General features: G+C 58.6%; 15 protein-coding genes. 6 read left to right on the top strand and 9 right to left on the bottom strand.

Annotated elements, in window-relative coordinates; genetic code table 11:
- Positions 1-239: 239 nt before the first annotated feature.
- Entirely contained in the window at positions 240-3,170 is a 2,931-nt protein-coding gene (locus A3H92_06855) for a glutamine-synthetase adenylyltransferase (GenBank protein ID OHC75002.1), read from the bottom strand.
- Between the two features lie 38 nt (positions 3,171-3,208).
- Here A3H92_06855 and A3H92_06860 point away from each other — a divergent pair, with 38 nt between their 5' ends.
- Positions 3,209-6,517 (top strand): hypothetical protein, encoded by a 3,309-nt coding sequence (locus A3H92_06860; protein OHC75003.1) that lies wholly within the window; start codon positions 3,209-3,211, stop codon positions 6,515-6,517.
- 146 nt (positions 6,518-6,663) lie between these two features.
- On the opposite strand, the gene A3H92_06865 is transcribed toward A3H92_06860, so the two are convergent.
- From A3H92_06865 to A3H92_06880, 4 genes are read right to left on the bottom strand one after another with little or no spacing between them, the layout of a single operon-like run.
- The gene (locus A3H92_06865) at positions 6,664-7,047 is read right to left on the bottom strand and encodes a two-component system response regulator (protein OHC75049.1); all 384 of its coding nucleotides are present in this window, start codon (positions 7,045-7,047) and stop codon (positions 6,664-6,666) included.
- Between the two features lie 14 nt (positions 7,048-7,061).
- Positions 7,062-8,411: a hypothetical protein gene (locus A3H92_06870; GenBank protein OHC75004.1), complete on the bottom strand. Its 1,350-nt coding sequence runs from the start codon at positions 8,409-8,411 to the stop codon at positions 7,062-7,064.
- 22 nt (positions 8,412-8,433) lie between these two features.
- Entirely contained in the window at positions 8,434-8,688 is a 255-nt protein-coding gene (locus A3H92_06875) for a hypothetical protein (protein ID OHC75005.1), read from the bottom strand.
- Positions 8,689-8,699: 11 nt separating this feature from the next.
- The gene (locus A3H92_06880; GenBank protein OHC75006.1) at positions 8,700-8,969 is read right to left on the bottom strand and encodes a hypothetical protein; all 270 of its coding nucleotides are present in this window, start codon (positions 8,967-8,969) and stop codon (positions 8,700-8,702) included.
- 381 nt (positions 8,970-9,350) lie between these two features.
- Here A3H92_06880 and A3H92_06885 point away from each other — a divergent pair, with 381 nt between their 5' ends.
- Together A3H92_06885 and A3H92_06890 are read left to right on the top strand one after the other, a co-directional pair.
- A complete protein-coding gene (locus A3H92_06885; GenBank protein ID OHC75007.1) occupies positions 9,351-11,729 on the top strand; it encodes a ribonucleoside-diphosphate reductase, adenosylcobalamin-dependent in 2,379 nt (792 codons plus the stop codon).
- 126 nt (positions 11,730-11,855) lie between these two features.
- Entirely contained in the window at positions 11,856-14,582 is a 2,727-nt protein-coding gene (locus A3H92_06890) for a preprotein translocase subunit SecA (GenBank protein OHC75008.1), read from the top strand.
- Between the two features lie 55 nt (positions 14,583-14,637).
- On the opposite strand, the gene A3H92_06895 is transcribed toward A3H92_06890, so the two are convergent.
- The 4 genes from A3H92_06895 to A3H92_06910 form a co-directional block, all read right to left on the bottom strand.
- Complete coding sequence (locus A3H92_06895) at positions 14,638-15,045, bottom strand: hypothetical protein (GenBank protein OHC75009.1); 408 nt, start codon at positions 15,043-15,045, stop codon at positions 14,638-14,640.
- 34 nt (positions 15,046-15,079) lie between these two features.
- Positions 15,080-17,704, bottom strand: a complete 2,625-nt coding sequence (locus A3H92_06900; GenBank protein ID OHC75010.1) for a cyclic nucleotide-binding protein — start codon at positions 17,702-17,704, stop codon at positions 15,080-15,082.
- Between the two features lie 103 nt (positions 17,705-17,807).
- A complete protein-coding gene (locus A3H92_06905) occupies positions 17,808-18,761 on the bottom strand; it encodes an acetyl-CoA carboxylase carboxyltransferase subunit alpha (protein ID OHC75011.1) in 954 nt (317 codons plus the stop codon).
- A 38-nt stretch (positions 18,762-18,799) separates the two neighbouring features.
- On the bottom strand, positions 18,800-19,297 hold the full coding sequence (locus tag A3H92_06910; GenBank protein ID OHC75012.1) for a hypothetical protein: 498 nt from the start codon (positions 19,295-19,297) through the stop codon (positions 18,800-18,802).
- On the opposite strand from A3H92_06910, the gene A3H92_06915 reads away from it, so the two are divergent.
- From A3H92_06915 to gatA, 3 genes are all read left to right on the top strand, one after another.
- A complete protein-coding gene (locus tag A3H92_06915) occupies positions 19,296-20,648 on the top strand; it encodes a hypothetical protein (protein ID OHC75013.1) in 1,353 nt (450 codons plus the stop codon). The genes A3H92_06910 and A3H92_06915 overlap by 2 nt on opposite strands.
- A 69-nt stretch (positions 20,649-20,717) precedes the next feature.
- Positions 20,718-21,005, top strand: a complete 288-nt coding sequence (locus A3H92_06920) for an asparaginyl/glutamyl-tRNA amidotransferase subunit C (protein ID OHC75014.1) — start codon at positions 20,718-20,720, stop codon at positions 21,003-21,005.
- Positions 21,005-22,361 (top strand): aspartyl/glutamyl-tRNA amidotransferase subunit A (gene gatA, locus A3H92_06925; GenBank protein ID OHC75050.1); only part of this gene is annotated, 1,357 nt, incomplete at its 3' end. The genes A3H92_06920 and gatA, both read left to right, overlap by 1 nt.

Genomic DNA, 22,361 nt, shown 5'->3' on the forward strand with positions numbered 1-22,361 from the left:
AGCCGGGTCCCAAAGTCATGCGTCTGGGACTTCAGGACTTCCGAGCCATAAAATTTGGGGCGACCATCGGGTTCCACGATGTGTGAATCCGATAGCCTTCGTAAGGGGAGGAACTTTTCCCCTCCTTACCAAGGAGGTTGCTGCAACGACCCCCTCCTGACCTCCCCCTTAAAGCAAGGGGGAGGAATAAGCGAGAAGGCCCCCCTTGAAGCAAGGGGGAGGAATTTTTCCCCTCCTTATCAAGGCGAGGAAGAAACAATCTCGTTGAAAAGGTCATGCACCTGCCGGGCGCTGTCGATGATTTTCTTGCGTAATGCGCCGCCGCCCGCACAACCGGTAAGCTTGGCCAAATGCTCCAAAAGCGCCTCCGGCGGCTCTTTGTCCAGGTGTCCGGCGATGGTCAGGCGCAACATCAGTTGAAGCATCTGCCACAGGTCCAGAGCATCAATCAGAGCCTTGGCCGTCTTGTCATCAAGGAAGCCGGCGGCGTGGAGGCGCTCCAGCGCAGTTTTGGTATTCGCCGACAGGATTTCAGGATGGTCATGAGCGTGCCTGAGTTGCAGATACTGGGCAATGAACTCGATATCAACCAGACCGCCGCGCAGGTGCTTGACATCCCAAATGAACCCGGTGTGGAACTCCCCGTCCATGCGCAGGCGCATCTCGGCCACGTCGCGGCGCAGCTTGTCCGCATCCCTGGGCGCGGTCAGCACGTCGCGGATGGTCGCCTCCACCTTTTCCCGCAGGGCCGGCGGGCCGGCGAATGCGCGCGCTCGGGTCAGGGCCATGTGCTCCCAGGTCCAGGCTGACTCCCGCTGGTATTGCTCGAAAGACTTGAAGCCGGAAGCGATCGGGCCGGCCTTGCCGGAAGGACGCAGCCGCATGTCCACCTCGTAAAGCCGCCCCTCGGCCGTTTGCGCGGTCACGGCGCTGATCAGACGCTGGCAGAAACGGGCAAAGTATTGGCTGGGAGAAAGAGGGCGCGGCCCATCGGACACTTCGTCATCATTCTCCGTCTTGTAGATTAAAATCAGGTCCAGGTCGGAGACGGGCGTCATTTCACCGCCGCCCAGCTTGCCCATGGCGACGATGACCAGACCGGAGCCGGGGAAACGACCGTGCCTGACGGCAAATTCTTCTTCCACGCGGGGCAGCAGACGACTCAAAGCGCATTCGGCGATGTTGCTCAGCGCCCGACCGGCTGATCGCGGCGTAATATGGCCGCGCAGGCTTTGAACGCCGACCTGGAACTTGCGGTCATTGGCCCAACTGCGGCTTATGTTCATCACGCTTTCGAGCGTCCCCCCCCGCTCCAGAAGCCGCGTCAGTTCGGCGTCAAGCTCGTCCTGCTGCGGCGGAGGCGCAAAAAAGTCCGCAGTCAGCACATTGTCCAGAATCGAGGTGTTGCAACTAAGGTAATCGGCCAGCCGGGGCGCCTTGCCGATGATTTCCGCAATCAGGTCAAGGAGGTGGGGATTGGAATACAGCATCGAGAAAAGCTGAACGCCGGACGGCAACCGGGAAAGAAATTCATCAAACTTGAGGAACGAGGCGTCGGGATTGGGCGTCCCGGCCAAGGCCTTCAACAGCAGGGGCATAAGTTCGGTCAAAATTCCCCGCGTACGGGTGGAACGGGTGGAGCGGTAGCGTCCGTGGTGCCACTTGCGCACGGTCTCATCGACCATGCCGGCGTCAACGTATCCCAGCCGTTTCAGGGTTTTCAAGGTCTCCGGGTCAGATTCGCCGCCGGTAAAGACAAGATTGCCGCCGACGACGCCCTCGGCGCCGAGGGATGGATGTTCGTCAAACAAATCGGCGTAATTGGACTCTACATTGCCGAGGTGCGTCAACAGTTCGGAGGCGAAATCGTCCGTTCCGCCGTAACCCAAAAAAACGGCAAGCTCCCTGATTGCCTCATCATCCTCCGGCAAGGAGTGAGTCTGTTCGTCATTGATCATCTGTAGACGGTGTTCAACCGTGCGCAAAAACCGGTAGGCCCGGATCATTTCTTCGCCGACCTTGGCCGAGATATGGCCCATGTCGGCCAACACGCCGAGGGTTTTGACGGTAGAGGCGTCGCGCAATCCGGGTTGGCGTCCGCCCCAGATCAATTGCTGGGTCTGGGCGAAGAATTCGATCTCGCGGATTCCGCCATGGCCCAGCTTGACATTATGCCCGGCCAACCTGACCTCCTTAAGGTGGCGTTGGGCGTTGATCTGGCGCTTGATGGAATGAATGTCCTGGATGGTGGCGAAGTCCAGATTCTTCCTCCAGATAAACGGCTCCAGCCATTTTATAAAGTCGGCCCCGGCCTCGCGGTCGCCGGCGACGGCGCGGGCCTTGATCATGGCGGCGCGCTCCCAGTTCTGGCCCAGGGTTTCGTAATAGATTTCGGCGGCGGGAAGGGAAACCGCCACCGGCGTGGCGCCGGGGTCGGGGCGCAGCCTCAGGTCGGTACGGAAAACATAACCGTCGGCGGTCCTTTCATCCAATAAACGCATGATGTTGCGGGTCAGCCGCACGATATGGGTTTGCATTTTGTCAGGCGCCGCACAGCGCACCTTTTCGGGGTCGTAAAACACGATCAAATCAATGTCGCTGGAGTAGTTAAGCTCCCGCGCTCCGAGTTTTCCCATGGCGATGATGATCAGGCCGGAATCCTTTTCGGGATCATCCTCGTCGGCAAGGGTGAGGACGCCGCTTTTTGCGGCGTCGCGCAACATCGCGGCGGCGGCGCAGCCGATAGCCGCCTCGGCAAAGTCGGAAAGAAGCGCCGTGACCTTCTCAAGAGGCCAAACACAGGCAATGTCGGCAACCGCCGCCGTCAGCGCAATCCGTCGTTTGGCGATGCGCAGAATGGTCGCCAGTTGATGATCGCCAGGTCCCGTCTTGTGAATCTTCCCTAACTCCTCCATAACCGTGGAGAAGACGATATCCGGTCCTTCCTCCAGTAGCCGGAGCGTGAAAGCAGGATCGGATAAGGCGCATTGGGTAAGGAACGGGCTATTGCCGAAAATCGCTTCCAGCAGCCGTCGAAAGTCCCCATTATCGGCTTTTAAGCCGGTTGTTTCGAGCGCCTCGCGCCAATGCCCAAACCCCAGCGCTGCGCGTTCACAATTGGAGGCATCGGGGAGATTGCGCGGTTCGGAGGCGAAATTGTTATGTTGCATTTAAGGTTACCCTGGCCTGACGCACATTGCGTTAACCCGTGGCGACGGTCAAGGAGAGGCGGTTGATTAAACGCACCTTCCGGGGATTGATTCGGCTCCTGGGCGGATTAAGCGCCGGCTTGGCGGTCATGCTCGCCCTTGCCGCATGGAAGCTGTCTTCCGGCCCGGTATCTCTCTCCTTTCTTACGCCTCATATCGAGAACGCGCTGAACAGAAGTTACGGGTCATTCAAGATACGCCTCGACGATACGATCCTGACCTGGGCCGGGTGGGAGCGCACGCTGGATTTCCGCATCATCGGCGCCCGTGTCCTCGGCGACAATGACGAGGTTCTGGCCAGGGTGCCTGAAATGTCGATGTCGTTCAGCGCACGCGCCTTGATAAAGGGTCTGGTGGCGCCGAGCAGCATCGAGTTATTCCGGCCCAGACTGCATCTGACGCATCGCCAAGACGGCGGCGTGGAAATCGGGTTCATCGAAGGAGAAGAAGCATCCAACGATGTGGCGAACCGCCTTATCGCCGAGCTTCTGGCTGACCCCGATCCCGACCGCGTAACCGGTTACCTGAAGATGGTGTCGGTCATCGACGCCGATTTAATCATAAAAGACCATAATCTGAAAACTATATGGGAATCGCCGTACGCCCAGGTGGCGCTGTGGCGGAAGGACACGGGAATCAAAGGCAAGGCTTCCCTCGATTCCGAAACGGGAGAAAAAAAGACCAGGATTTCCATCTCCGGCGATTACAAAACAAAAGAAGGCAGACTGGACCTTGAACTTAACTTCAATGATATCAGCCCCGCCGCCTTTGCCGGCGTCTCCCCGGAGCTTGAGCGCCTTGACGCCTTCGATCTGCCTCTCGGCGGGACGGTAAATCTCGTCGTATCCGTAAACGGCGCGGTGGAAAGCGCCGACTTTAACATCAACGGCGGGAACGGACGCCTGACGCTGCCGGCGCCGTTCGCGCAAAAACCGGATGTCGAAGCGTTGCGGCTGAAAGGACGTTTTGAAAAAGGCGCCGAACGTCTGGATATCGAGGACTTTTTCGTCGATCTCGGGGCGGAGGGAAAGCTTGACTTGCCCGCCCCCACCAACCATGTCATGCCGGTTAAGACGGTGCAGGCTGAAGGGCGCTACTATTTCAACGCCGGCAAGCTGGAATTGTCGGCTCTGCGCGTCGGCCTTCACGGGCCGAGCGCCGTCATCAGCGCCGTCATCGACGGCATCGGCGGCAAACCGGAGATCACCGCCAAAGGGGAGTTGCTGAATCTGCCGGTGGACGACTTTGCGCGCTACTGGCCCAGGGCATGGGGGATCAGCGCCCAAGAATGGTGCGTGGCCAATCTTTCCGGCGGAATCGTCAAAGAGGCGCGCATCGACCTTCGTTTGAACTCCGACACCGCCGGCGCTTTCCGGGTGGTCTCGCTCGCCGGCGACATGGCTTTTGACGGCGTCACGGTGGATTACGTCCACCCCATGCCCAAGGCGTCGAAGGTCAAGGGAACCACCATGTTCAACAAAGAACGCTTCGACATATTCTTCGAGCGCGGCGAAGCCGGGGATTTGACCGTAAGCAAGGGCCGCATCTTCATTACCGACCTCGATAAATACGATCAATACATGGATATCGAGCTTTTTATTGACGGGAAGATAAGAACCGCCCTGGAGCTGATCGACCACAAGCCGCTGGGCTTTTCCTCGGCCCTTGGGCTGGACCCCGCCGGGGTCGACGGCACGGCGTCGGTAAAGCTCAACCTTCACTCTATCCTTGAACACGCCCTCACCAGGAACAAAGTCAAGGTCGCCGCCGTCGCCAGACTCCAGAATGTAACCATCGCCGGCGCCATGCTCGGCAAGAGCGTCACCAGCGAACTGATGGACCTCAAAGTCGATAATCGGGGAATGGATATCACCGGCAAGATCAGGCTCGGCAATATTCCGGCGGTCATGACGTGGCGCGAGAACTTCTCCGACAATCCCCCGTTCCGCCGCCGCTATGAATTGTCCGGCAACATCCCGGACATCAAAAGCATGGCTGATCTGGGCATCAACATGGGACCGTTCGCAAGCGATTTCATCAAGGGATCAATCAGCGCCGAGACCCGCATTACCGTCCTCGGCAACAAAAAAACCAGGCTGGAAATCAAGGCCGACCTCACCAACGCCGCTCTTTCCTTTCCCGCTCTCGGCTGGGCAAAAAAGACGGGCATAGGCGGAACCGCCGCCGCCGAAATCGACATCGCCGGAGACATGATCGGCAATATTCCCGTCTTTACCGTCGCCGCCGCCGATCTTTTGATAAAAGGCTCCGCCGACTACGCCAAAAACGGCGCCGGCCTGGAGCGGGTCGCCCTTGACAGGATCGCCTATGGCCGCACGGACATGAAGGGGACGCTGACGCCCGCCCAGGACGGCAGTTGGAATATCAGCCTCCATGGCGCCGGCCTTGATCTGGAGCCGATGTTCGCCGACATCTTCAAGGACGATCCGGAGAAGGAAGACGGTGGCCTGCGCTTCAACCTTTCCGCCGACCTGGATCGCGTATGGCTGGGAGAAAAGAATTTCCTCACGCGGGTCTCCGGCAACATGTCGCGTAGCGGCGACAGGTGGCGGCGCATGACGCTGGACGCCGTTGTAGGCAAGGACAAGGGGTTCAAGGTATCCATTGCGCCGGGCGACAACGGCGTCCGCGCCTTGTCCATGCGATCCGATGACGCGGGAGCCGTGTTCAAGGCCTTTAACTTCTACGAAAATATGGTCGGCGGCGCCTTTGAGGTGAGCGGCGAGTTCGATGACAACGCCCCCGGTTCTCCATTGACCGGCAAACTCACCGTCGATGATTACCATCTGGTCAAGTCCCCGGTCCTGATCAGAATGTTGAGCATATTGGCCCTGACCGGCGTCATCGAAGCCCTGCAACAGGAAGGGCTTTACTTTAATATTCTGGACGCCCCGTTTGCGCTGAGCGACGGCGTCCTCAATCTGACCGACGCCAAAGCCACCGGCATCTCGCTGGGCTACACCGCCTCGGGCAAGATATATACCCAGGCCAAGGTGGTGGACCTGAAGGGTACGGTAATCCCCGCCTACGCCATCAACAGCTTCATGGGCGTGCTGGACAAGATCCCGGTTTTAGGCGCCGTCTTCACCGGCGAGGAAAAAGGCGGCGGCGTTTTCGCCGCGCCCTACAAGATGACCGGCCCGATGGAGAATCCCGAAATATCAGTCAACCCGCTGTCCCTGCTGGCTCCGGGAATTTTCCGCAAACTGTCCGGCGCCATCGAGGACGAACTGAAGAAAATCCCCCTCCCCGAAATAAAACCTCTCGTCGCCCCGCAGGTCGATTGAGGAGGGGCAACCTCCCCCTGCCCCCTCCTTCGTAAGGAGGGGAAAGTAAATTCTCCCCCTTGCTTTAAGGGGGAGTTAGAGTATCCGTTATAAGCAAGGCCTCATTTTAATCCTGTACATCCTGCTTATCCATGTGAATAAAATATTCAGGCGCCGCCGCCGCTGAACAGGTGGTGTTGTTTAACGGCCTTGGCGACCACCTCGACCAGTTTCTCCTTTTCGACAGGCTTCACAAGATATTCGAACGCGCCGTCTTTAATAAACTTTGCCGCCAGGCTTACATCCGGGAAGCCGGTCAGAACGATAACCGGGATCGAGGGATATTCCTTGCGGAAATGGGCGATGGCTTCGACGCCGTTGATCTTCGGCATCCTGATGTCGCAGATGATGGCGTCCAGAATCAGGACGTTTTCGACGCCGATAAGCCTGATCGCTTCTTCCCCGTTCGATGCCTCGATGATCTCATAACCGGTGTCTTTAAGTTGGCGCTTGATGGTGCGGCGGATTTCTTCCTCGTCATCGACGATCATAATCTTGTGTTTCACTACGAATTCTCCTCTGTTAATTTCCCCTCAACGGGGAATTTAATGGTGCAAACCGTTCCTTTGCCTTCCCGGCTCTCAAAGGCGATTGTCCCAGAGTACTTGTTGATAATCTTTTGGACAACATATAATCCCAGTCCTTCTCCCTCATCCGGTCCCTTGGTGGTAAAAAACGGATCAAATATCTTTTCCAGATTTTTCGCCGAAATTCCTTTGCCTGTATCGCTGATCCGGATTGAAATACAACGGCCTTCTTCAAGGCGGCCGGCGATCTCCATGACTCCTTTGTCCTCCATCGCCTGGATGCCGTTGCGGATGACATTGAAAAAGACCTGCTGAATCTCTTCCGGTTTGGCCGGGATTCCGGGAAGCGGCGCAAGGTCTTCCCTGATTTCAATGTGATCGTTAAGCAGCGTTCGCCGGATCATGGCGACGGCCTCGGCGATAATTTTGTTTACGTCTACGGTTTCCAGATCATGTTTCTCCGCCGGCTGGACATACCCGGAGAGATTTTTCACTATTGCCGAGATTTGCCTGGAATACTTGATGATTTCCCGGCCGTGCTCACGGCTTTCGGAAATATTATTTTCGTCGCGCACCGCCTCGGCCAACCCCAGTATGGCGTACAGGGGATTGTTGATTTCATGGCCGATGCCGGCGGTCATGGTCCCTATCGCCGCCATTTTCTCGGCCTGAATGAGTTGCGCCTCTATCCGCTTGCGCCCGGTTATGTCGCGGACGATGCCGGTGAAGAAAGTCTCGCCGCCAACCGTCCACGACCCCAGCGACAGCTCCAGGGGGAACTCGCTGCCGTCCTTGCGTATCCCCGCCAGTTCCACGGTCTTGCCGACGAGGCTGGTCTTGCCCGTCTCTCTGGCGCGTTTCATCGCCGTTTCGTGAGCCTCCTTGAAACGATCAGGAATCAGGCGGGTGAGGGGGGAGCCGAGAATTTCCTCCTCGGCGTATCCGAAAACAAGAGACGCGCCTTTGTTCCACGAAACGATTTCACCCGACGAGCCGGCGGCGATTATCGCGTCGGTGGCGGCGTCGGCGACCGCGTTGAACCTTTTCTCGCTTTTTTGCAGCCTTCTGATGATGGGGGCGGTGACGCGCAGGATCAATATCCACCCCGCCACATTGACCACGACGGCAAGGGCGGAGACGATGACTGCCGCCAACATGAACTGGGTGCGGATTTCGGCGATATCAATCTTGACGACGGCGCCCGAATTCATCGCCGTCAACGGATCAAACGCCACCAGATAAAGAACGCCGACGGTTCCGCCGCCGCCGATTACGCCGACAGCCGCCATGATCAGGATCAGAAAAAATATCCTCGTGCGCTCTCTCACTACCGCCCTCCGTGCCGGAGACTTAAATTTTCGCCGCTGCGGCGTCCGGAACGCTGCGGAGATAGAGCGTGTCCGGGCTGAAATCCTGGTCATGGGGCCAAGCGATGAATCCCGACAACGCCCGCACCGAGCGGAAATAAACGGGGTCGCGCAGTTCCCGAAAGATGCCGCTGTCAAGATACGGCTCGACCGAAAATACCCGACGCTCGCCGTTGTCGAAGGTGAGCAACAGGGAATAACCCTCCAAGGGTTTCACGGCGCTGACTTCGGGATGCATGAGCTTCTTCCTTAACGCAGGGGGTCGATACGGAACACCGGCTCGCCCCGGACGGCTAGCGCCCAGTCAGCGGCAAGTTCCTCCCGGTGGATTTCAATCCATGCCTGAACCAGCCGCAGCTTGTTGGCAGGCAACTCTCCGGCCAGAACTTCACCGCTGACGATACTCAACACCGCCTTGTATTCAGCATATTCGACATGGATATGGGGTGCGCGATGCTGATCGGCATCGAAAAAGAACATACGGACGATCAGCCCGTAGAACATGGAAATCACGGGCATGGCGCATCACCCCGTCATATCCGCCGACAGGCAGACTCCCACCGTCTTGTGCATAAAGATTTTGATTTTCATAGCCTACCTTAAACGCCGTTCCCAAAACAATACGCTCTCACTATCGCCTCGTAAACATCCTTTCCTTTTTTCCCCGACATATGTCGATCCGCCGGAATTGACCCCTGTGGGTCGTTTTGTGGGCAAACCCGGCTGTGGAAACTGTGGATAAGTACTTCAAGCGCATATCCCCGCCGGGGGCGCGCCGGCAAAAAAGCGGGATAACGCTGTGGGAAACATAATAAGAACATTTCTTGACCTTTGCTCGTTTGTCCCTTAAATTCAACGGCAGGAAAGCCCGCTGATGGGCCGACAGGTCCGGAGACCGCGATGACCGAGGTTGCCTCCATTTCACAGCGTATCTGGGACATGAAATACCGTCTCAAGACCGCCGATTCCCAGCCTGTAGATAAAACCATTGCCGAGACCTGGCGCCGGGTGGCTAAGGCCTTGGCGGAAAACGAGAAGGACCCCGCCCTCTGGGAGCAACGCTTCTTCGAGGCGATGGAGGATTTTCGCTTCCTGCCCGCCGGGCGCATCCTTTCCGGCGCCGGATCGCGGCGCAACGTGACCCTGTTCAACTGCTTCGTCATGGGGGATATCGCCGACAACATGGCGGGAATATTCGACAGCCTCAAGGAAGCGGCTCTGACCATGCAGCAGGGCGGCGGCATCGGCTACGACTTCTCCACCCTCAGGCCCAAGGGATCGGCGGTAAAGGGAGTCGGTGCCGACTCCTCGGGGCCGCTGTCATTCATGGACGTATGGGACGCCATGTGCCGCACCATCATGAGCGCAGGCTCACGGCGGGGCGCGATGATGGCGGTGATGCGCTGCGATCATCCGGATATCGAATCCTTCATCGAGGCCAAGAAGGAACCGGGGCGGCTTCGCATGTTCAACCTTTCGGTGCTGGTCACCGACGCCTTGATGAAAGCGATCAAGGAAGACGCCGACTGGGAGCTGTCCTTCGACGGAACCACTTATAAAAGCCTCAAGGCGCGTGAACTGTGGGACAAGATCATGCGCGCCACCTATGCCTATGCCGAGCCGGGCGTCATCTTCATCGACCGCATCAACCGCCTGAACCCCCTGAATTATTGCGAAACCATCCACGCCACCAATCCTTGTGGCGAACAGCCTCTGCCGCCCTACGGCGCCTGCCTGCTCGGCTCCATCAATCTGGCGCGGCTGGTCAGCGAACCGTTTACCGACAATGCCCGCCTCGACGGGCAAGCGCTTGAGGAACTGGTGGCGGTCGCCGTAAGGATGATGGACAACGTCATCGACATCTCGCGCTTCCCCCTGCCCCAACAGGAACATGAGGCCAAGTCCAAACGCCGCATCGGCCTCGGCGTGACCGGGCTGGCCGACGCCCTGATCATGTGCCGGGCGCGTTACGGCGGCAACGAGGCGGTGCGCCTGACCAGGACATGGATGGCGGCGATCCGTCGCGCCTCCTATCTGGCTTCCGCCGGGCTGGCGGCGGAGAAGGGTCCGTTCCCCTTGTATGACGCCGGCAAATACCTCGGCTCCGAGGCCGTGCGCGGCCTGGACGCCGACGTGCGTTCGGCCATCGCCGACAACGGCGTCCGCAACGCCCTGCTGACCTCGGTGGCGCCGACCGGAACCATCTCGTTGCTGGCCGATAATGTCTCTTCGGGGCTGGAGCCTGTGTTCAGCTTTATCTATTCCCGCAGCGTCGCCATGCCTGACGGCTCCCGGCGCGAAGAGGAAGTGAGCGACTACGCCTACCGCCTGTTCCGCCGCGCCTTCGGCGAAAAAATGCCGTTGCCGGACTACTTCATCGACGCCCAGGGCCTTAGCCCCAACGATCATCTGGTGATGCAGGCCGCCGTTCAAATGTATGTGGACAGCTCCATCTCCAAGACCATCAACGTGCCGGAAAATATTGATTTCGAGGACTTCAAGGATATTTACGCCCAGGCCTATGAACTCGGCTGCAAGGGCTGCACCACCTATCGGCCCAATGACGTGACCGGCTCCGTATTGCAGATCAAAAAGAAGACCAAAGACGACGACCAGCCGGAACTGCCGTTGATGTCTCCCAAACCGGCCGGCGGCAAGGCGAAGGCTGCGGACGGCGGCGGCGCCGAAATCCATCATATGTTCCGGCCCCTTGACCGGCCGGAAGCGCTGCCCGGAGCCACCTATAAGGTGCAATGGCCGGAAAGCGAGCATTCCATCTATATCACCCTGAACGACTTGATCGACGACAACGCCCGCCGCCGGCCTTTCGAGGTGTTCATCAACTCCAAGAACATGGAGCACTATGCCTGGACGGTGGCGCTGACCCGCATGATCTCCGCCGTCTTCCGCCGTGGCGGCGACGTCTCCTTCGTCGTCGAGGAGTTGAAAGCGGTGTTTGACCCGCGCGGCGGACACTGGGTCGGCGGCAAGTATGTCCCCTCGTTGCTGGCCGCCATCGGCGGCGTCATCGAGCAGCACATGATCAACATCGGGTTCATGGCGGCGCCCGGCGTCTTGGACGAGAACGATTCCGTACGGAAACCCCAGGTGGCGGCCATGGCCGCCTCCCCTTACGCCAAGGGCGGCGGATCAGGCCACGCGGCGGCGTCTGCCGTTGACGCCCGCTTCCGCTCCTGCCCCAAATGCGCCCTCCCCGCCCTCATCCGCCAGGAAGGATGCGATACATGCACAAGCTGCGGCTATTCCAAATGCAGTTGAGGCGGAGACGACTTTGACAAGGCGATGCGCCGCCCCGCATTGACAGAAGTTCGCCGGGACTCTATCTCTTCCCCCGACAGGGTAAACTTGTTATTCGCATTTTAGATTTTTCTTGAGGTTCCCGTAATGCTCGGCGCTATCGCCCGGCGTTTGTTCGGCTCCGCCAACGAGCGCTATCTCAAAGGTCTTTACAAGTACGTCGATGCGATCAATGCGCTCGAACCGGAACTTGCATCCCTGAGCGACGAGGAAGTCGCGGCGCGCACCCCCATGCTCAGAGAACGCCTGAAAAACGGCGAAAAATTGGACGACCTGCTGGTCGAAGCCTTCGCCGTTGTGCGCGAAGCCGCCAAGCGCACCCTCGGGCAGCGTCATTTTGACGTCCAGCTTATCGGCGGCATCGTCCTACACAGGGGCATGATCGCCGAGATGAAAACCGGCGAAGGCAAAACCCTGGTGGCGACGCTGGCCGTTTATCTCAACGCCCTGTCCGGCGAAGGCGTGCATGTAGTCACCGTCAACGACTATCTGGCCCGGCGCGACGCCGAATGGATGGGGCAGATATACAAGTTCCTGGGGCTGACGGTCGGCTGCATCATTCACGGCCTTAACGACGACCAGCGCCGCGAGGCCTATGCCGCCGACGTCACCTACGGCACCAACAATGAACTCGGCTTTGACTATCTGCGCGACAACATGAAGTTCACCCTCGGCGCCATGGTCCAGCGACCGTTCAACTTCTCCATCGTCGATGAGGTCGACTCCATACTCGTTGATGAGGCGCGCACGCCGCTGATCATTTCCGGCGCCACCGAGGACACGTCGGAACTCTACATCGCGCTGAACAAGATCATCCCCAAGCTGTCTGACGATGATTTCGAGAAGGATGAAAAAGTACGCGCCGTCACCTTCACCGAAAACGGCACTGAGAACCTTGAAAGACTGCTCCGCGAAGCCGAACTGCTCCGCGAAGGCTCCATGTACGACATCGCCAACGTCTCGCTGGTTCATCACGCCAATCAGGCGTTGCGCGCCCACAAGCTGTTCGCGCGCGACACCGACTATATCGTCAAGGACGACAAGGTGATAATCATCGACGAGTTCACCGGGCGCATGATGGAGGGAAGACGCTATTCCGAGGGTCTGCATCAGGCGCTGGAGGCCAAAGAGAATGTAACCGTCGAGAACGAGAACCAGACGCTGGCCTCGATCACCTTCCAGAACTACTTCCGGCTTTACCCCAAGCTTGCCGGGATGACCGGCACCGCCATGACCGAGGCCGGCGAATTTATGGAAATCTATCGCCTGGACGTGATCGAAATGCCCACCAACCTGACCTGTGTGCGCGTCGATCATAACGACAACGTCTACCGCACCGCCGCCGAAAAGAACCACGCCATCATTGACCTGATCGAGGAATGCCGGGAACGCCATCAGCCGACCCTGGTCGGCACCGTCAGCATCGAGAAATCCGAATTGCTCTCCGCCATGCTGAAGAAACGCAAGATTGCCCACAATGTGCTGAACGCCCGCTACCACGCGCAAGAAGCCGAGATCATTGCCCAGGCCGGCGTGCCGGGGGCGGTGACAATCGCCACCAACATGGCCGGCCGAGGAACCGATATTCAGCTCGGCGGCAACCTCGATATGCGCGTCAAGCAGGAATTATCCGCTGTTGAAGACAAGGACAAGCGCCTCAAGGCAATCGAAAAAATCAAGGCCGAGATCAGTGAAAATAAAAAAAAGGTGACCGACGCCGGAGGCCTGTTCATCATCGGCACCGAGCGCCACGAAAGCCGCCGCATCGATAACCAGTTGCGCGGTCGCTCCGGTCGCCAGGGCGACCCCGGCGCCTCGGCCTTTTTCCTGTCTCTGGAAGATGATCTGATGCGCATCTTCGGCTCGGAACGCATCGACGGCATGCTTCAAAAGCTGGGCCTCGAAGAAAATGAGGCCATAGTCCATCCCTGGGTCAACAAGGCCCTGGAAAAGGCCCAGCAGAAAGTCGAGGCCCGCAACTTCGAAATCCGCAAGAACCTGCTTAAGTACGACGACGTCATGAATGACCAGCGCAAGGTCATCTACGAACAACGCAAGGAACTGATGAACGCCGAGGACGTCGCTGAGGACGTCACCGGAATGCGCCGCCAGGTCATCGAAGACATGGTCACCCGCTGCATTCCCGAAAAAGCCTATGCCGAGCAATGGAATACGTCGGCCCTTCACGAGGAGGCGCTGAGGGTTCTGCGCCTTGACCTGCCCATCGGGGAATGGGCCAAGGAAGAGGGAATCGCCGACGCCGAAATCCTTGCTCGCCTGAACGAGGCGGCGGATCAGGCAATGGCCAAGAAGGCCGCCGACTACGGCCCTGACACCCTGCGTTCGGTGGAGAAAAGTCTGTTGCTGCAACTGCTGGATCAGGGGTGGAAAGACCACCTGCTGACCCTCGACCACCTGCGCCAGGGCATCAACCTTCGCGCCTACGCCCAAAAGGATCCGCTGAACGAATACAAGCGCGAGGCTTTCAATCTGTTCGAGGAGATGCTGAACGGCCTGCGCGAGCGGGTGACCCAGGTGTTGAGCCACGTCGAAATCCGATATGCCGGCGACGAGGACCAGTTGTACCTGCGCCCGCAACAGGACATCCATGAAGGCCGCGAAGACCCGGCCTTACGGCATGGCGGGGAAGAAGATTCGGGGGAGCGTTCGCCGTCCGTCACCGTCCACTCCCGTCAGGCGTCGGGCGCCGTCAATCCGGGCGATCCCTCCACCTGGGGCCGCGTGGCGAGAAACCAGACCTGTCCTTGCTGCTCGGGCAAAAAATACAAGCACTGTCACGGCAAAGCAGCATAAACCTCCCCTGCCCCCTCCTTGGTAAGGAGGGGAAGGAGGGGTTAAAAATCCGAAATCAGCGAACGCCCATCCCGTTAAGGTAGGCCGTGTATCGCATATCGGAGTTTTTGATATGGTCGATCAGCCAGTTATTGAGAAATTTCATGGTGCTGTTGGTCACCGATGAAGGGGCTTCGCCCCGGAGGCTGTTCGCAAGCCTCTCGATCTGCGCGACCAGCTTGGCGTGTTCCTTCCTTTGGTCATCCAGACCGGGATAGCCGTGCAGTTCCAGCAGCGCCTCTTCCTTGTCGAAATGGTAAGTTGTGTACTCAATCAGCCTGTCGAGAATTTTATCCGGCGATTCTGTCCCCTGTCCGGCGTAACAGGCGGAGAAAAAATCATCCATGATCGCCAGCAGCTTCTTGTGATCCATGTCCAGTTCGGCGACGCCGACGCTTAAATTTTCCTCCCAGTTAATATACATTTTCTTTCTCCCATGGGGACGCCGCCCCTGGTATTCAGTATACCCCCTTATTGTTGAGAAATACTGCGTATTTTACGTCCTCGGTCAAAATATGGCTGATAATCCAGTCCTTGAGAAACTCAATAAATTCATTGTTGACGCCGTTATTACTATCCCAAAGATGACCCTTCATTTCATCGACTTTTTTAATGAGGCGTTCATGCTTGACGGTATGCGATTCGGTCGCCGGATAGCCGTAGCGGGCCATCAGGCTCTCTTCGGACTCGAAATGGAGCTTGGTGTATCCGATCAGGAATTTCAGCGCGTCCTCAATGACGGATCGGTTACTTCCATCTTTTACAGACTGGGAAAGATGATCCGCCATCTCGAACATCTTGCGATGATGTTTATCCATCTCCTGAACATTGATGGCATATTCATCACGCCAGAGGAATTTGGACTCGCGGGCGCCGTCCGCATCGGTAACCATTCGTATGCGCCGCTCGAAAGCCTCAAACAGCCTCCAGCGCACCACCGGAAGGTCCTTGATGATCTTGCTCGGGATAATGAAGATATCGCTCGGCTCGGCAACGCGCAGACTGTAGATGCCCGGCGTGTCGAAGACGGAAAGTTCCTCGCCGAAAAAATCGCCTTTCGTCATTGTCTCTAAAACATCATGCCCGATAGTCCGTTCCACCACTCCGCTTTTAATCACATACAATGACGCCCTGTCTTTCCCCACTTCCCCCCCTTTGGCGAAATGCTCAACCTTCATCGCCTTGGCGATCATGTTCTGGGTGGGGTACGAGATGGACTCGCCGAACAGACCGGTCTTTTGCATGAATTCCCTGTTCTGCTGCAACATCTGGATTTCGTCAAACAGGTTATTGCGCTGTACAAACTCCAGATAAAGAGAACACTTTATCTTCAGGGCCTTGACGAAGCTTGCGGCGCGGAAGGTATCGGGCATCGGCATACCGAGAAGGCCGGGCAATTCTCCGACCAGGGCACCCGCCGACAGGACGCTGTAAGCGCTGATATCGGCGCGGATCACCTCCACATTGCCGGTCAACAACAGATAAATGGACTTGTTGACTTCCCCCTTTTTAACAAGGATGGTCTCGGGATTGAAGGTAACCACCGGACTGTTAAGCAGAACCTTTATCTGATGATCGGGGATATCCGGGAAATATGCTCTCAGGAAGCCGTAGGCTTCCCGGAAGGAATGATCCTGGTGGCTCTCGATAAGGACGTCCACCGTGCCGAAAGGGGCGCCGGAGCCGACCTCCTTTTGCTTGGCGGTTAATTTCAGGGAAGTGTGGGACAAAACGATCTTTTTTGAACGGTCTTCCCTGAAATCTTCGGCATCGCCGTGGATCAGTCCGCCGCCGATATCTATTTTCTTCAAATCGGCCGCCATCAGATAGTCCATCTTTATTTTGTCGAACAGGTCGCGGGAAAGGCCGGGTTCTTCCTCTGATTCGGTAATCATGCCTTCAAGCACGCCGAGGGAGACGATATCGGCGAAGTGAGCGTAGGTCTTGCTTCCTTCGCCGCCTTGGGCGCGGAAAATCAGGATGGTGGTCTCCACCGGGTGAGGAGAATAGATCGGCAGCACTTCCAGTCCGTCTACGGGATTCCAGGCGTCGGGATTGATGTCATGGATATCGAAATAATGCTCCAGACTGTCCTCTTCGATGGACATCAACGCCGCCAGCTTCTTGGCCACCGAGGCGCGCACCATCGGCGCGGCGTAGTACTTTATCCGGCGGTCGGTGCGCATAAGGCTGGTGAGGCCGGCGAAATGGTCGTCATGGGAATGGGTGTGAAAAATGCCCTCGATCTCGTTGATGCCGATCCCCAGCGCCACAAGGCTGAACATGATGTTGGGGCCGGCGTCAATAAGGTAGACCTTTCCCTGGAACATCAGCAGGCTGGACATGGAAGGGCGGTTGATATCCCAGCCGTCGCCCTGCCCTGAGTGGATGACGGAAAAATAGTCCTTCTGCACCCGATGAAATCCCAGGGGGTACGGCGAGTCATAACTTTCCGAAGCATCCAGGTTGAGATCAACGGCAACCTTCTCGCCCTCATATTCAAACTCAAAGACATTCAGGCCGAGGCGCCTGATAAAAACGCCGTTCCTGATTTCAACGTCTTCCGCGCCGACGATCCTGGTATCCAGAAGGTCCCTGGGATTAAGAATTTTTCCGAAGGCGAATTTGAGCTTGAGGCGCATCATCTCCCTCGCTCTTTCGGGATCGACGCCGGTCTCGATGATTTCCTCTTCGGAGATCAGCCCGTAATTGCCGCGATAGATGTACTGAAGCTGGGAATTAACCTGCTCCCTGAGGCCGATGATCATGGGCTTGATCCCGGTGTTTTTGGGATGACCGGGCAGGATCATCCCCTGCCTGTAGAGCATCTGAAGAACCGGGAACTCGCCCAGATTGGCAAAGTCTCCCCCTTGCAGCATCACATCGGAAAGCAGGAGGGCGTTGGGGCCGGTCTCATAGGCGACGCCGCTCGTCTCGACCGGGATGATCAATCCCCGCTTCATCATGTGCTTGACGCTGTCCGCCGGACATCCGCACTGGATGTAAAGGTCGGCGTCGGGCGCTTCCACCCAGAAGATGCCGTCGGCGACGCGGATTTTTCTTATTTTTGCAGGATTATTCATTCATGTCGCCCTGAGCATATTGCCTCAAGGGCATAATTGCACGACCGGGCGCTACAAGGCAATGCGCCGATAGTAGTGATTCTAAACCTGTGATTTGAAGCGCTTACCCTATGCCCTTGCCGCCGATTGCCAGAAACTTCTCGCGGCGGCGCGCTCTCAGCAGGCCGCCTTCTACGCCGAGGAGGTTTTCCAGCGCCTTTTCCAGAGCGTCGCCGACGGCGGCGATGGTTTCTCCGGGCTTGCGGTGGGCGCCGCCCAGGGGTTCGGGGATGATGGCGTCGATGACTTCCAGTTTCAGCAGGTCCTGGGCGGTCAGCTTCAGCGCCTCGGCGGCGTTCTTGGCCTGATCGCCGTCGCGCCACAGGATAGAGGCGCACCCCTCCGGCGAAATCACCGAATAGATGGAATGCTCCAGCATCAGCACCGTATTGGCGGCGGCCAGCGCGATAGCGCCGCCGGAACCGCCCTCGCCGATGATAACGCTGATCAGCGGCGTCTTCAGGGACAGGCAGGTCTCGATGGAGCGGGCGATGGCCTCGGCCTGGCCGCGAGCCTCGGCGTCGACTCCGGGATAGGCGCCGGGCGTATCGATCAAGGTGATTACCGGCAATGAGAAACGGTCGGCCAGCTTCATGATGCGCTGGGCCTTGCGGTAGCCTTCAGGCCGCGCCATGCCGAAGTTATGAGTAACGCGGGCCTGGGTGTCGGCCCCTTTCTCATGGCCGATGACCGCCACCGAGCGCCCCCTGAACCGCCCCAGACCGCCGACGATGGCGAGGTCTTCGGCGTAGGCCCTGTCGCCGGCCAGCGGCGTAAAGCCTTCGATCAGGGCGCCGATGTAATCCAGGGTGTGGGGCCGGTCGATGTGACGCGCCACCTGCGTCTTCTGCCAGGCGCCGAGCTTGGCGTAAGTCTGCCCCAGCAGCTTGTCGGCCTTGGCCTGAAGCCTGGTCACCTCGTCGGCGATATTGAGGTCGCCGTCCACCTTGTGGCGCAGCTCCTCGATCTTGCCTTCGATCTCGGCTAACGGTTTTTCAAAGTCCAGAAAATTATGCATAGTGGTTGTTTAGCCGAATCGTCGATAAATGTTAATGCTTATTTGCCGGGGTTTACCGACATGATATCCAGGGCGCCTTGAAGGATGTAGGCGGCGGCGACTTTGTCGATGACCTCGGCGCGGCGGCGGCGGGTCATGTCGGCTTCGCTGATCAACATACGCTGAACGACCGCCGTCGACAGGCGCTCGTCATGAAAGAAAACGGGAATGTCGGCCTCGTCCTTGCCGGCGAAGGCCTTTTGCAGATTAGCGGCGAAGTCGCGCACCGAACGGCAGCGCGGCCCTTCCGCGCCGTCCATGCCGAGCGGCAGGCCGATCACCAGGCCGCCGACATTCAACTCGGCGATGAGCCGACGCAACTCCCCGGCATCCTCGGCGAACTTCTTGCCCCGGCGCATGGTCAGGTAAGGGGTGGCGACGGCCAGAGTGAAATCGGACAACGCCAGACCGACGGTCTTGGCGCCGTGGTCAATGCCCAGCAACCGGCTTCCCGGTTTGAGGCGCTCTTTTAATTCCCTGATATTTTCAACAATCATGTCGCAAAATAACGCCGAGGCGGGCGGCGAGTCGAACCTAATATCGAAAATAGACACTCTCCTTGTCGCCGAATTACTGTTATGGTTATTTATGCCGATGAGTACAGGTTATTTCTTTCGGGCGCTTTACCGGCATCGGCCTTGCCGGGCCGCAGTCGCGGCTTGCCTTGTCGCCGCCGCGCTGATCCTGACCGTAACCGAACACGCTGCGGCGAAAAACAAGGCGCCGGCGAATGAGCCGACGGAAGCGCCGATCGACGCGCCTTCAGACGCGCCGATGGATGAACCGATAGATGATCAGCCGGAAGACCCTGTTGATGAACCGGCGGACAGGCCGGCGGATGAACCGGCGGACGAGCCTGCGGACAAGTCCGAGGATGATGGATCGGCGGATGAGCCGGCGCCGAAGCAAATCAAGATTCTCGATGTTTCCGTGACCACCGTTTACGGCGCCTATGAGGCTGTTGAACGGGTCAACATCCGCGCCAAGCCCTCCACCGACGCCAAACGGATAGGCGGTCTGGATAAGGGCGAGCTTGTCGAGGCCGTCGGCAGATTCGACAAGGACTGGCTGGCGATAAAAAAGAAGGACGGCAAAGACCTCGGCTTCGTTTTTGAACAGGCGCTGAAGCCTATCGAAGTGGAGGAAGCCGACTTCTCGATCCCGCTGACGCCCGAAAGCGGCGTCTTTCTGGTGACCAAGGACATCAATGTTCATATCAAGCCCATCACCGCCAGCAAAAGCCTCAGCCTTCTCAAGAAAGGCGTCCGCGTCGAGGCCGTCGGCAGACCTGAAGACAGCGCATGGCTGGGCGTAAAACAAAACGGCAAGGAACTCGGATATGTCTACGCGCCTGTCCTGTTGCCCATAATCGACGGCTCACAGATAACCGACATAAAAGGCAAATCGGAAGCAACAAACGGAGCCGTATGTGAATACGCCGTCCGCTTCGACAAAAGAAACGCGACCGAAGGCGAAGCTTCCGGAACCTATGATTACGATATCTCCTATAAATGCGCGGCCAAAGGAGCCAAGTTCGAGTTTCCCGCCTTCATGTTCATCACCGAGGCGGCTTTCGACCTGACCCAAAGCCAGATTTACCAGATCAATGTCGATGTGCTGGAAATCGGCGACAGCTTTGAAGAAGCCCTGTCCACCACCTTCATGTACCACAAGAAAACCGGCAAATTGGTGTTTGACGGCATCTCGCAGGATGAATTCGGCAAGAAGCCCAAAGTCATGGAAACGCCGGCGGCGGACATCGAAAGCGCCCTCTCCGCCGCCGCCCAAATCACTCCCGACACCTGGAACGACAAGACCTGGAAAGAGATGACCGCCAAGAACCGGTGAGCCGCTTGCGGTCGGCAATCTCCGGTGCTAATAACCGAAACTACCTTCTCCCGGTAAAAGTAGTCTCCCATGTCTCTGGATAAATCCGCCGTCAAGACCATCGCCATGCTGGCGCGCATCAGGACGCCGGACGATGAACTGGACCATCTGGCCGATGAGTTGTCCGCCATCATCGGCTGGGTTGAACAACTGGCCGAAGTCGATACCGACGGCGTCGAGCCGATGACCGGCGTCTGTGATATAACCCTGCCCCGCCGCCGGGACGAGGTTACCGACGGCGGCAAGCTCGATCAGGTGCTGGCCAACGCCCCCGAACCTGAGGGCGACTTCTTCACCGCGCCCAAGGTGATCGAATAATGACCTGCCTCACCGGCCTCACCATCGCCCATGCCCGCGAGCGTCTGGCCGAAGGCGATATCTCCTCCGAAGAACTGACCCGCGCCCATCTGGAGGCGATGGAGGCCCGCCGCGATCTCAACGCCTACATCACCGAGACGCCGGAGTTGGCGCTGGAGCGGGCCAAGGCGTCCGATGCGCGCCGCGCCGAGGGCAAAAGCCTGGGAGCCATGGACGGCATTCCGATAGCCGTCAAGGACCTGTTCTGCACCGAAGGCGTACTGACCACCGCCGCTTCCCACATCCTCGACGGCTTTGTCCCCACCTATGAATCAACGGTCAGCGCCAATCTGCGCGACGCCGGCGCGGTGATGCTGGGCAAGACCAACCTGGACGAGTTCGCCATGGGATCGTCCAACGAAACCAGCTATTACGGCCCGGTCAAGAACCCGTGGAAGGGCAAGGACGGCAAGGATTTGACTCCGGGCGGCTCCTCAGGAGGCTCGGCGGCGGCGGTGGCGGCGCGCCTGTGCCTCGGCGCCGCCGGCACCGATACCGGCGGCTCGATCCGCCAGCCGGCGTCGTTCTGCGGCATCGTCGGCATGAAGCCGACCTATGGGCGATGCTCGCGCTGGGGAACGGTGGCCTTCGCCTCGTCCCTGGATCAGGCCGGGACGCTGACCCGCACCGTGAGAGACGCCGCCCTCATGCTGCAAGCCATGGCCGGACACGACCCCAGGGACTCAACATCGTCGCCGCTGAAAATGCCCGACCTGGAAGGGGCGCTCGGCGGCGCCGTCAGGGGTCTGCGCGTCGGCATTCCCAAGGAATACCGCCTTGACGGAATGCCGCGAGAAATTGAGGACTTATGGCAAAAGGGCATTCAATGGATGAAGGAAGCGGGGGCGACAACCGTCGATGTCTCGCTGCCTCACACCAAGTACGCCTTGCCCACCTATTACATCGTCGCCCCGGCGGAAGCCTCGTCCAATCTGGCCCGCTATGACGGCGTGCGCTACGGCCTGCGCGTCCCCGGCGATTCGCCGGACGACATGTACCAAAACACGCGGGGCCGGGGCTTCGGCAAAGAAGTGCGCCGCCGCATCCTTATCGGCACTTACGTTCTGAGCGCCGGGTTCTATGACGCCTACTACGCCAAGGCGCAAAAGTTGCGCACCCTGATCGCCGGGGATTTCAGCCGGGCCTTTACGCAGGCCGACGTGCTGCTGACGCCGACCGCCCCCTCGGAAGCCTTCCCCCTCGGCGACAAGACGGACGATCCCATCGCCATGTACCTGAACGACGTGTTCACCGTACCCGCCAGTCTGGCCGGTCTGCCCGGCATTTCAGTTCCGGCGGGCCTGGGCGGCGGCGGCC

The sequence above is a fragment of the Rhodospirillales bacterium RIFCSPLOWO2_02_FULL_58_16 genome (assembly GCA_001830425.1).
Classification (GTDB): Bacteria; Pseudomonadota; Alphaproteobacteria; order Rhodospirillales; family 2-02-FULL-58-16; genus 2-02-FULL-58-16.